The following is a 12,516-nucleotide window of genomic DNA, read 5'->3' on the forward strand; positions in this document are numbered from 1 at the left end:
GGTATGCTTGCGCTTTATACCTCAAAAATGGGTTACTCATGTTGAACGTGCAAGCGCCATCGATAGCGGAAATTTATAAACCGGCCCCCTCGCGTAAAAATGCTTTTCTATACTCTACCTTGTGTGCATTGAGTGTTGGTGTGTTGTCTGCGTGCTCGCCGGCAACAACGGTTAACGATGACGCTGAGGTGAAGCCCATGGTCGAACAAAAGCATGTTGAGCAGCAGGGTAAACCTGTGGTGTACCAAGTTTTTACGCGTTTGTTTGGCAATACTAATACGACCAATCAACCGTGGGGTACGATTGAAACCAACGCTGTGGGTAAGTTCAGTGATTTTACCGATGAAGCGCTTGTCGGCATAAAGGCTCTGGGCACAACACACCTATGGTATACCGGTATCCCACACCATGCTGTTATTCATGACTATTCAGAGTATGGTATTTCCTTAGATGATCCTGATGTCGTTAAAGGGCGTGCAGGCTCTCCTTATGCAGTAAAAGATTATTACAACGTTAATCCTGATCTAGCCGATGATCCAGCCAAGCGATTGGCGGAATTTGAGGCATTGATTGCACGCACGCATGCACATGATATGAAAGTGATCATTGATATCGTCCCGAATCACGTAGCGCGTGGGTATGAATCCTTGTCAGCGCCTGAGGGGATTGAAGACTTTGGGGCTTCTGACGATACCAGCGTTGAATATGCGCGAGACAATAATTTTTATTATGTCGTCGGACAAGATTTTATCGTGCCAGAATCAAAAAATGGTTATCAACCATTAGGCGGCGAAGCTCATCCATTGGCAGATGGGAAGTTTAACGAATCACCGGCAAAGTGGACGGGGAATGGTGCACGCGCCGCACAACCTGATGCGAATGACTGGTATGAGACGGTCAAAGTTAATTATGGGGTAAAGCCTGACGGAAGCTATGATTTTCCGGTATTGCCGGATGATTTTGTCAATAAAGGATATAAAGAGCATGCAGCCTTTTGGCAAGACAAATCATTACCCGATAGCTGGTATAAGTTCCGCGACATTACCCACTATTGGTTGGATAAAGGGGTAGATGGTTTCCGCTATGACATGGCTGAAATGGTGCCTGTGGAGTTTTGGTCGTTTTTAAACTCATCAATTAAGATGAAAAACCCGAATGCATTTTTGTTAGCGGAAGTTTATCAACCGCACCTTTATCGTGACTATATCCATTTGGGCAAGATGGACTTCCTTTATGACAAAGTCGAGTTTTACGATACGTTGAAAGCCGTGATGCAAGGCCACGGTGATACGGCCGAATTAGCCAATATTCAAACTCGTATGTCGGACATTGAGTCGCATATGCTGCATTTCCTTGAGAATCATGATGAGCAGCGAATTGCCAGTCCAGACTTTGCTGGGGATGCTGAAAAAGGTAAGCCTGCGCTCGTTGTGTCAGCGTTAATCAGCCGCTCTCCAACCATGCTCTATTTCGGTCAAGATGTGGGCGAAGATGGCAGCGAAGAAACGGGCTTTGGTGATCCCACACGAACGACAATCTTCGATTACGCGGGCGTTCCTGCCCATCAGCGCTGGATGAATAACGGCGCGTTTGACGGCGGAATGTTGTCTGACAGCGAAAAACAGTTGCGCGAGTATTACATCAACGTCATGCAGTTATCAGCTACGCACCCGACTATGCAGGGAGCGTTTGAAAGTCTTCATGCCATGAACATTGATAGTAACGAAGACTATGACAATAAAACCTTTTCTTTTGCTCGATGGACTACAGATAGTCAACTTCTTGTCGTGAGTCAATTCACCCAACAAAGCAAAAGCTTTGAACTTAAGATCCCGGCATCTTTGATCAGCCAGTGGGGTATAGAGAGTGGAGAGTACTCGGTCACCGATCGCTTAACCAATGAGCACTATTCTTTGCGCGTTGACGATCAAGGCGAAGGGCGTATTGCTCTTACACTCGGGCCATTGAGCTCAGTTGCACTTGAGTTATAACAATATGAGATTGAGAAAAACGCTTATAGCGTTTGCGGTCAGTGTGCTGGTGGCGTTAACCGTTTCGTTTACCTTGATGTCGCAGCCGGATAACGATTTGCCAGAGGATTCAACGAATGTTCCGACCAATGCATCAACGGCGTCTGACAATGTCGTTGTGATTGAAGACCTCGTTATGCCTCACAACGGAGCAAAAAGAACGGTCCGGGTTTACGTCCCTAAATTACACCAAACACATCCGGATAAAACTTATCCAGTGGTGTATATGCATGATGGGCAGAATATATTTGACGATGCAACGTCCTATGTCGGCGAATGGCATGTTGATGAAATCCTCGATAAGCACGCACAGAGTGGTAAAGCCGTGCCCATTGTTGTTGCAATTGATCACGGCAATGATAAGCGCCTTCAGGAGCTTGGGCCTTGGGATCACGATGAGTATGGCGAGTCGCTTGCTTCTGAATATTTAGCCTTTCTACTGGACGTCGTTAAACCCTATGTGGAGGCGAATTTCCCGGCTGCAAAAGGTCCACAAAATACCGCAATAATGGGTAGTTCTATGGGCGGTTTGATGTCTTATTATGCTGTGCACACATACCCTGAAGTCTTTTCAAAAGCAGGCGTGTTTTCGCCGTCGTTTTGGTATTCAGAACAAGTGTTTGTATTGGCTGACGCCAAACCTTTACAGCCTGGTCAACGGATCTATTCCATTGTGGGGCTGCAAGAAGGTGAAAATATGGTGCCAAATTGGCAGCGCATGGATCAGTTATATACCGCGCAAGGTATTAATGAAAAGCAATATAAAGCCCTGTTGGTTACCGATGGACAGCACAACGAAGCGTTTTGGTCGGCTCACTACCTAAATGCTTTGCTTTGGTTATTTAAAAACGAGAACTCTTAATGAAGAAAATCAATATGCGCCTATGGATGAGTGTTTTAGTCAGTTCATGGTTTTGGCTAAATACCTCCGCATATGCAAGCATCGCGACTGATGCTCAACTTTCAGGGCAAACCTTAACCATATCGACAACGGATGGTGTTGTATCGATTAAAGCGTTAACCCGCCAGTCTGTATACGTTTGGTATCAGCCAAACCAAGTGCGACAATTACCATCGTTTGCGTTAGATCCAAATCTCCAGGACCGTATCAATACATCGCTCGTGTCGGATGAAAATGGGTGGCTGTTTAAATTACCGGATTTAACCGTTAAGGTCCAACGCGACCCTGTACGTTTGAGTTATTGGCAAGGAGACAAATTAATACTGACTGAAGAAGTCGGGTTGATCAATCAAGCCACAATGAAAGGGTTTCGCTTTGCGCTGACACCTGATGAAAAAATCATGGGCGGCGGTCAGCGTGTATTGGGCATGGATAGACGTGGTCATCGCATGCCGTTATACAACCGCGCGCACTATGGCTACACCACAGAATCAAATCAAATGTACTATGGTCTATCGGCGGTCATGTCTTCGAATCTGTACGCCATAGTGTTTGATAACTCAGCGAGCGGTTTCCTTGATATTGGCCATACACAAACGGATATTCTGCAGTTTGAAGCCGTAGCGGGTCGAACAGCTTATATATTCTCGGCTGCGAAGCACTATGCAGATCTGGTCTCTGAGATCACCCACGTGACCGGTCGTCAGCCACTACCACCACGTTGGGCATTGGGTAACTTCGCTTCACGCTTTGGTTATCGTACAGCACAAGAAACGCTCGATACTATTAGCGCGTTTAAGCAGCAAGATATTCCAGTCGATGCCATTGTGCTCGACTTGTATTGGTTTGGCCCCGACATTAAAGGGCATATGGGCAATTTAGAATGGGATAGAGATGCTTGGCCAGAGCCCGAAAATATGATTGCTGAGCTGCGTGACCACGGTGTAAAAACCGTGCTTATCACTGAGCCTTTTATCCTAACCACATCGACTCAATGGCAAAGTGCGGTAGATAATCAAGCGCTGGCAAAGGACTTTTCCGGCAAGCCGAAACGCTTTGATTTTTATTTTGGTAACACTGGTCTAGTGGACGTGTTCGATGCTAACGCGCAAGACTGGTTTTGGCGTTATTACGATGCATTAGCCGATCAAGGTGTTGCAGGTTGGTGGGGCGATTTAGGAGAGCCTGAAGTGCATCCAGCGGATAGTCTTCATTTCGTTGACGGGAAAGTTGCTACAGGAGACGAAATCCACAATGCTTATGGTCATCAGTGGGCCAAAATGGTTTATGAACGTCAACTATCGCGTGCGCCAGATCTTAGACCCTTTGTGATGATGCGTTCTGGTTTTGCCGGTTCACAACGATACGGCATGATCCCGTGGACTGGAGATGTGAGCCGTGAGTGGGGAGGGCTACAATCACAAGTGGAGCTAGCCTTACAAATGGGTCTATTTGGGTTGGCCTATACCCACTCTGATTTAGGCGGCTTTGCCGGTGGCGAAACCTTCGATCCTGAGTTGTATACACGCTGGCTACAGTTTGGCGTATTTACACCTGTATTTAGACCTCACGCACAGGAACACATTGCGCCAGAGCCCGTCTTCCATGCGGATCCTGTCAAACAACACGCACGCGAGTTTATAAAACTGCGCTATGCATTGATGCCCTATATTTACTCAATGGCCTATCAAAACAGTTTGTCGGGTGTGCCAATAATGCGCCCGCTGTTTATGGACTATCCTGATATGCCAATTGAGCACACGCAAAGTTACCTATTCGGTGAGAACTTATTGGTACAGCCGGTTGTGGATGCCGGTGTTACTCAGCAAAGCGTTCTCTTGCCCTCAGGGCATTGGTATCACTATTGGACAGATGCGTTATCCAAGGGAGGCCAATCTGTACACGTTGATACACCCATCAATCAAATGCCCGTTTTCGTAAAAGCGGGCGGTTTTGTACCAATGGTTGAGCCGGTAAGTTCCTTAGATGACTATTCCACATCTACATTGGCTATTCATTATTATCTTGATCCGGCTAAGCAAACATCGCGTTACATTATGTATGATGATGATGGTAAAAGTGCTAATGCTATAGCACAACAAAAGTTCGAAAAACTCTCGATGCAAGCCTCGTTTACAGACGGGTTACTCTTGAATTTAGTGAGTGAAGGTGATTTTGCTGGAAAGCCTGCGTCTAGAACCGTCACATGGCATATACACGGTGTAAACAAATCCCCATCGATTATATGGATTGACGGACAACGCTTCGATGTTGAGCAATCTGAAAATATGACGTGGGATCAACATTCGAAGCAGTTGATGATTAAAACACCGTTTGCTCGTCAATTGGCATTAAGAATTGAGTTGTGAGGCTTGAAATAGCGAGTGAGTTGAGCAATGTGTTGTTGAACTTGCTCGCTAGGCGACGTTTTATCACGTTGACGGTGGTTAAAAAAGTCGTAACCGGCGAGTAAACAATGCCAGGAAACCGATGGATAATAATGCGCAATTTGTTGGCGATTGATTTCGGCGGTTAGATCGCCACCTTTTACCCACACATCTAAGATGTGTTTTAATGAATCTGAACGCACACAGTTTTCACTGTTATCTCGCCAATATTGTGTATCCTTTCGATTGCTAACTTGAAAATGACACACTATGTAATCGCGTATTCCTTCGATCCTTGCGTTTATTACCTCATTGTATTGGTTTTGATGTTGCGTACTGTAACCACCAGCAGCAAACGCGCTAATAAACTTCTCCACGGTTTCATGCACAATATGCAATGCTGTTGCTTCAAGCGGTTCAATGAACCCTTGTGATAAACCAACGGCAATACAGTTATTAACCCAAGTATTTTCACAGCGGCCTACGTTCATTTTGAGGTGTCGGGCTTCGACCGTGCTATCCAATAAACCCAAATGTTGCCGTAATTCCCTTTCTGCATCGTCAGGGGAGCAATAATCGCTACTGTACACGTAGCCGTTTCCGGTTCTATGAGTCAGAGGAATACGCCATGCCCATCCATAATCCAATGCGGTTGAGGTAGTTTGCGCTTCAAATGTATCGCAACGCAGGCTTGGTATGGCAATAGCCCGATCATTGAATAGGTTTTGTTTAAACGGAATAAAAGGCGTGTTTAAGGTTTTTTGAATCAGCAGACCTTGAAAGCCTGTGCAATCGAAGAACCAATCTGCTTGTATTTCACGCGCATCAGATAAAGTCAACGAAGATATTGACCCATTTGGGTGTTGCTTAACCTCAGTCACATGCGCCTTAATGTGTTGTACGCCTTTTTTACTGCAGTGTGCTTGGATAAATTTACCGACCAATCCAGAGTCAAAATGGTAAGCATAGTTAATCGCAATCTTGTGTTCATTAGAGCTTGTTTTCGGTCCCTGACCGTTGCTGGCTAGCTGAGCAGCCAAAAAATAACTATCTGGGTCGGTATGAGCAATGCTGCCGTTTTGACGTTTGTGGCAATTAATTAAAAACTCGGCGGCTGTTTGTCGATCCGTGATAGAAGGGAAGGGATGAAAATAACTGTTTTTGCTTTTTCCTGATGTCCAGTTTGAAAAACGTATTCCATTTTTAAAGGTTGCATGACACGCAGGCATCCAGTCGGATTCGTCGATACCAAGCAGATTAAAGAAGTTACGTAGTTGTGGGGTAGAGCCTTCACCAACGCCAATAATGCTCACATCAGGTGACTCTATTAACATAATATTAAAAAGGTTTGCGGGTAAATGATGATTTAGCAGCGCGGCTGTCATCCAACCTGCTGTGCCACCTCCTACAACGACTAACGTTTGCTTGTTTTCGAACACTTTTGACCAAAATAACTGCACACCTTCTGCACTAATCTACATCGAGGTGCATAAAAAGGCTATCAAGCTCTTAAACTGAATACGTATGCAGCTGAATAGTAATTTACACAGGACATGGTTAGACTCCATTGTTAATTTGATGTTAAACCGTAACGCTGGCATGCGAACAATTGGTTCACATTGCACAAGAGCGGTACATACACCTGAACAAGGTAAGGGATCCAAACATGAGTCAATCAAATCAACCGCAATTATCATTCTGGCAAATATGGAATGTTAGTTTCGGTTTTCTCGGTGTGCAGTTTGGCTTTGCATTACAAAATGCCAACGTTAGCCGCATTTTGTCTGATTTAGGCGCCGACTTACATTCACTGAGCTTGTTTTGGCTTGTAGCGCCTATTATGGGCTTGATTGTTCAACCGATTGTGGGCGCGGCATCAGATAGAACCTGGAACCGTTTAGGTAGAAGGCGCCCGTTCATTTTGGCTGGTGCGATTGCCGCTGCGATAGGCATGTTCTTAATGCCCAATGCGCCATTGTTTGTCGCGTTTATGGCCCCCATGATTTTCGGTGCGTTGATGCTAGCGCTAATGGATGCGTCGTTTAATGTCTGTTTCCAACCGTTCAGGGCTCTGGTGTCGGATATGGTGCCTGCGAAGCAGCGCAACATCGGGTACTCGGTGCAATCGCTATTGATCAATATTGGTGCCGTTGTAGGGTCGATTTTACCGTTTGTGTTAACCAATGTGGTGGGATTAGAAAACACCGCACAAGCAGGTGAGGTTGCACCGTCGGTCGTTTGGGCATTCTATATTGGCGCTACGGTATTGCTGGGGTCAGTCATTTGGACGGTTATCCGTACCAAAGAATATGCACCCAAAGATTACTATAGCTATAAAGGCATGGATCACGCTGAGATTGAAAAAGAGTTGGCGGTGAAAACGTCATTAGGTCAGAAGCTGGCTAATTTTTGGCAGCTCATGTTGACCATGCCGACCACAATGAAGCAACTTGCGGTTGTACAATTTTTCTCATGGTTTGCCTTGTTTATTATGTGGGTTTACACCATGCCGGCCATAACCCAACATATTTGGGGGCTCGAAACCAAATGGTTTGACCCTAGCTATTTGAATTCCGTTGAGGTTATTCCAGATTTTGTTGTTCAAGCCAAAGGTGCAGCAGGTGATTGGGTTGGGATCATGTTTGCTGCGTATTCGTTATTTGCCGCAGTGTTTTCAGTATTCTTAGCTAAACTCGCTGATAAAATTGGGCGTAAGACTGTATATTCTGCTTCACTCGCACTCGGTGGGATCAGCTATATCAGCTTTATGTTCTTCCAAGACTTAACGCCAGTACATGTGAATTTATTGATAACCCAGGTGGAAGTGCCAGCAGGCGCTGTTAATCTTTTGCTTCCTATGGTCGGAGTGGGTATTGCATGGGCGGCAATTTTAGCGATGCCTTATGCCATTTTAGCGGGCTCGTTACCCGCCAATAAAACCGGGGTATATATGGGGATCTTTAATTTCACCATTGCAGCTCCGCAGATAGTGTCGGGTTTACTCTCAGGGTGGATTTTAAGTGCGGTGTTTGAGAATGAAGCTAAATACATCATTATTCTCGCGGGTGTTGCCATGATGATTGCCGCTGCATCAGTATTCTTGGTAAAAGAAGGTCATGCGCAAGAAGCCTAGTGCAAATAACCTTATGTAAAAAAGGCCAGTGAAATCTGGCCTTTTTTATGTCTGCAACTGTAATGTAAAAGGGGGGCTATTCAGCCTCTCACGCTAGACTGTCTAACGATTAAATCAGCCGGCATTAAATGATCAGCTACTGATTGATTATTGATTAGTTGCAATAAATTACTCACTAACAGTTCACCGGCTCGTTTGGTGTTTTGTTGAACTGTCGTCAATGTGGGTGTGGTAAAGGCCGATATCGGGATATTGTCATAGCCTGATACCAACATATCTTTGGGTACTTGCAGGCCGTGTTCTTTTAAGCATTTGATTGCGCCAACCGCGATTAAATCACTGGCACACACTAGCGCATCGGGTTTGATGCCAGCTTCTAGCATTCTTTGTGTGGCGGAAAAACCTGCATCCTCGGTTGATACAGCATTATATTGATAGGGCTCACCGTCGAGTAAACCTGCTTTGGTGATTGAATCGTGGAAGCCCTGGAATCGGGCCATAAATTCGGGGGCACGTTCGCCAGCCGTACCGATAAAAGCGAATGTTTTGGCACCTTGCTCAATAAGGTGTTGGGTAACAATCGCGCCACCCTGATAATTGTCACAGCCGACTGAAATGCCTGGGTATTCGCTGTCATACGCTCCCCAGCGCACAAAGTGGGTACCTTGCTCTTGCAGTTGGTTTAGTCTATCGCGGTAATCTAGGTAGTCGCCATAACCTAACAGAATGAGGCCGTCTGCTTTATTCGTATCCTCGTACTCGGCGTGCCAATCACTGTTCATATTTTGGAATGACACTAACAAATCGTAATTGATTGCTGCGCACGCGCGCGTGATGCTGCCTAGCATAGACATGAAAAATGGATTGATTAACGAATCGTCAGGCGAAGGATCTTCAAACAATAGTAGTGCGATGGTAGAGCTACGCTGTTTGCGCAAATTACTGGCATTTTTATCGACTTTATAGTTCATCTCCCGCGCAATACGTTGCACACGCTCACGTGTTTCTTGATTCACTAATGGACTATTGCTTAGTGCTCTTGATACGGTGGACTGAGACACACCTGCCTTGTGGGCAATATCAAATGATGTCGCTTTATCCTTGATAGCCAAAATACCTACCTGAAATGCCAATCGTTAGCATTTTATACAACAGCATAAATCGGCTGTGCAATGACTTTAATAGAAATGTTATAAATCGCTATCGTAAACGCTACGCAATGGTATACTGCTCGGTCGAAAACTAACTATTACACATTGAGGATTACCTAAATGGCCGAGACTGAGCATCGTCCGACCAATTTTGTTCGTCAAATAATTGATAAAGACTTGAAAGCAGGTCTGCATCAAACGGTTAAAACACGCTTCCCGCCTGAACCAAACGGCTTTCTTCACATTGGCCACGCAAAATCTATTTGCTTAAATTTTGGTCTTGCAAATGATTATCAGGGTACGTGCAACTTACGCTTTGACGACACTAATCCCGACAAAGAAAACATTGACTATGTTAATGCGATTAAGGAAGACGTGCATTGGCTAGGATTTAATTGGGACGGTGACGCTCGTTACTCGTCTGATTATTTTGACGCGTTATATGGCTATGCGGTGGAATTAATCCAAAAGGGATTAGCTTACGTTGACTTTTCAACCCAAGATGTCATTCGTGAAATGCGCGGTACACTGACTGCGCCGGGTGTTAATAGCCCATACCGTGATACCTCGGCAGAAGAAAACCTGAAGCATTTTGAAGCAATGCGAGCCGGTAAGTATAAGGAAGGGGAGTGTTGTTTGCGCGCTAAGATCGACATGACATCAGCATTCATGTGTATGCGCGACCCTGTCATATACCGAATTAAGTTTGCCCATCATCATCAAACGGGTGATGCGTGGTGCATATATCCGATGTACGATTTCACTCATTGTATTTCGGATGCGATTGAGCATATTACGCATTCTCTATGTACGCTTGAGTTTCAAGATAATCGTCGTTTATACGATTGGGTCATCGAAAATATTAGTGCGCCTGCTGTACCCAGACAGTATGAGTTTTCACGCTTAAACTTGGAATATACAGTATTAAGTAAGCGTAAATTGATTCAGTTGGTCGAAGACAATCATGTCAACGGTTGGGACGATCCTCGTATGCCAACAATCGCTGGATTGCGTCGCAGAGGTTATACGCCAGCATCTATAAGGGAATTTTGTTTACGCATTGGCGTAACCAAAATGGATAACCTTGTTGAAATGGGCATGCTAGAAGCCTGTATTCGTGATGATTTGAACGTAAATGCACCACGTGCAATGGCGGTATTGGACCCGATTAAACTAGTTATTGAAAATTACACTTCAGACGGTGAGATATTGGAAGCGCCAAACCACCCAAGTGACGAAAGTAAAGGCGTAAGACAATTGCCTTTTGGTGCTGAGCTTTGGATTGAAGCTGAAGATTTTAGGGAAGAAGCAAACAAGAAATTTAAGCGCTTGGTATTGGGTAAGGAAGTACGCTTGCGCAATGCCTATGTAGTAAAAGCTGAGCGGGTTGATAAAGACCCTGATGGTAACATTACGACCGTCTATTGTACTTATGATGCAGATACGCTGGGTAAAGATCCTGCCGATGGGCGCAAAGTTAAAGGCGTTATTCATTGGGTAGATGCCAAAACGGCAGCACCGGCTCAATTCAACTTATATGATCGCTTATTCAATCAGGCAAACCCTGCAGCAGCTGAACAGTTTGTTGATACAATAAACCCAGATTCACTTGAAGTTGTCAGTGGTTATGTTGAGCAATCGCTAATAGATGCACAAGTCGGGCATGCGTATCAGTTTGAACGTACGGGTTATTTCTGTGCCGACAAGGATTCGACTAAAGACGGACTAATTTTCAACCGCACGGTCGGTTTGCGTGACACGTGGAGTAAAATAGAAGCTAATTAAGCTTTTACGCTCGTTCATTAAAAAAGCCAGTCTTGTTATAGACTGGCTTTTTTGTTGGTAGCACGAAATGCCAACTTGTTTATTAGTACCACTGAATTGGGCTTCCGATTATTTTGGTTGGCAATCGAATATTTTACCCGTGATTTGAGCACTCTCCTCAGTCATAAGATAATTATAGGTTGCCACTATTTCCGCTGGCGTCTTGAGCTTCATTGCATCTTCTGCCGGAAACGCCTTTGAGCGCATATCCGTGCGTGTTCCACCCGGGTTCACGCAATTAAAGCGGATATCACTCGCTTTGTATTCGTCAGCCAATACTTCCATCATGCCTTCGGTGGCGAACTTAGAAATACTATAGGTTCCCCAAAACTTACGACCTTCGCGGCCTACTGTTGAAGTGGTTAGAATTACCGAAGCAGATGTAGGAGAGCGTTTGAGTGCAGGTATAACACCTTGTAGTAATGAAAAGGATGAATGCACATTAACCTGCATAACGTCAGCATATTCTTCCTGGGATATCTCTGTGAACGGGCATAAAGCACCCAAAATCCCTGCATTGAGTACTAATCCATCGAGATGGCCGAACTGGTCTACGATTGTATTTCCCATATCAATATAATGTTGCGGCGAGGCGCCGCGCAAATCGAGTGGCACTATGGCAGGCTCTTGACCACCATTGGCGATAATTTCATCGTAGACGGCTTCTAATTTAGATACGGTCTTGCCCAATAAAATGATAGTGGCGCCCAAATTCGCGAAAGAAATTGCAAGTGCTTTGCCGATCCCGTCACCCGCACCGGTAATCAATATTGTTTTATCTTTAAGCGCTAGTGGAGATGGTGAGAATTCATTTGCGATATTAATCTCGCGCGTGAAAGTTCGGTTATTAAGCATAGAAAATATAGGCCTTTTAAGCGTTTGAGTTGTGGTGTAGTTAGATACGTAAGCAAAAATTTTGCTGATGATAAACGAAATACTCTTTCATGAGGACAAAAATCGCCCCGTATTCCTGCATAAAGACTAAAATAAGCAACATAATTACAAAGTATTAACAAACCTTTGCAATGTTGCTACAAAGCCCATAATATTAGCGAAAGTTAACTGGTCTTACTTGTTTAAAATTTGTTCA

Annotated in this window: 8 protein-coding genes; 5 read left to right on the top strand and 3 right to left on the bottom strand. The window is 44.8% G+C overall.

The annotated features are described in order from the left end of the window. Positions 1-38: 38 nt before the first annotated feature. The 3 genes from CSH93_RS01065 to CSH93_RS01075 are packed head-to-tail and all read left to right on the top strand — an operon-like array spanning position 39 to position 5,300. Positions 39-1,991 carry an alpha-amylase family protein gene (locus CSH93_RS01065; protein ID WP_100641070.1) on the top strand — a complete coding sequence of 651 codons (1,953 nt, stop codon included), beginning with the start codon at positions 39-41 and terminating at the stop codon, positions 1,989-1,991. Between the two features lie 4 nt (positions 1,992-1,995). Continuing rightward, entirely contained in the window at positions 1,996-2,892 is an 897-nt protein-coding gene (locus tag CSH93_RS01070) for an alpha/beta hydrolase (RefSeq protein WP_124748920.1), read from the top strand. Further along, positions 2,892-5,300, top strand: a complete 2,409-nt coding sequence (locus CSH93_RS01075) for a TIM-barrel domain-containing protein (protein WP_100641074.1) — start codon at positions 2,892-2,894, stop codon at positions 5,298-5,300. Before CSH93_RS01070 ends, CSH93_RS01075 begins: the two co-directional genes overlap by 1 nt. On the opposite strand, the gene CSH93_RS01080 is transcribed toward CSH93_RS01075, so the two are convergent. Next, complete coding sequence (locus CSH93_RS01080; RefSeq protein ID WP_100641076.1) at positions 5,273-6,778, bottom strand: tryptophan halogenase family protein; 1,506 nt, start codon at positions 6,776-6,778, stop codon at positions 5,273-5,275. The genes CSH93_RS01075 and CSH93_RS01080 overlap by 28 nt on opposite strands. 206 nt (positions 6,779-6,984) lie before the next feature. Between CSH93_RS01080 and CSH93_RS01085 the strand changes: the two genes are divergently transcribed. Next, positions 6,985-8,451 carry an MFS transporter gene (locus CSH93_RS01085; protein WP_100641078.1) on the top strand — a complete coding sequence of 489 codons (1,467 nt, stop codon included), beginning with the start codon at positions 6,985-6,987 and terminating at the stop codon, positions 8,449-8,451. Positions 8,452-8,531: 80 nt separating this feature from the next. Here CSH93_RS01085 and CSH93_RS01090 read toward each other — a convergent pair whose 3' ends face one another. Then, positions 8,532-9,557: a LacI family DNA-binding transcriptional regulator gene (locus tag CSH93_RS01090; protein WP_100642299.1), complete on the bottom strand. Its 1,026-nt coding sequence runs from the start codon at positions 9,555-9,557 to the stop codon at positions 8,532-8,534. 165 nt (positions 9,558-9,722) lie between these two features. Between CSH93_RS01090 and glnS the strand changes: the two genes are divergently transcribed. Continuing rightward, the gene (gene glnS, locus CSH93_RS01095; RefSeq protein WP_100641080.1) at positions 9,723-11,387 is read left to right on the top strand and encodes a glutamine--tRNA ligase; all 1,665 of its coding nucleotides are present in this window, start codon (positions 9,723-9,725) and stop codon (positions 11,385-11,387) included. A 108-nt stretch (positions 11,388-11,495) separates the two neighbouring features. Here glnS and CSH93_RS01100 read toward each other — a convergent pair whose 3' ends face one another. Further along, the gene (locus CSH93_RS01100) at positions 11,496-12,281 is read right to left on the bottom strand and encodes a YciK family oxidoreductase (RefSeq protein WP_100641082.1); all 786 of its coding nucleotides are present in this window, start codon (positions 12,279-12,281) and stop codon (positions 11,496-11,498) included. Positions 12,282-12,516: the final 235 nt, after the last annotated feature.

The sequence above is a fragment of the Neoalteromonas facilis genome (assembly GCF_002807665.1).
GTDB classification, from domain to species: Bacteria; Pseudomonadota; Gammaproteobacteria; order Enterobacterales; family Alteromonadaceae; genus Alteromonas_E; species Alteromonas_E facilis.

Coding starts and splice junctions, on each gene's coding strand:
- CSH93_RS01065 (WP_100641070.1), top strand. CDS start 39: ATGTTGAACGTGCAAGCGCCATCGATAGCGGAAATTTATAAACCGGCC.
- CSH93_RS01070 (WP_124748920.1), top strand. CDS start 1,996: ATGAGATTGAGAAAAACGCTTATAGCGTTTGCGGTCAGTGTGCTGGTG.
- CSH93_RS01075 (WP_100641074.1), top strand. CDS start 2,892: ATGAAGAAAATCAATATGCGCCTATGGATGAGTGTTTTAGTCAGTTCA.
- CSH93_RS01085 (WP_100641078.1), top strand. CDS start 6,985: ATGAGTCAATCAAATCAACCGCAATTATCATTCTGGCAAATATGGAAT.
- glnS (WP_100641080.1), top strand. CDS start 9,723: ATGGCCGAGACTGAGCATCGTCCGACCAATTTTGTTCGTCAAATAATT.
- CSH93_RS01100 (WP_100641082.1), bottom strand. CDS start 12,281: ATGCTTAATAACCGAACTTTCACGCGCGAGATTAATATCGCAAATGAA.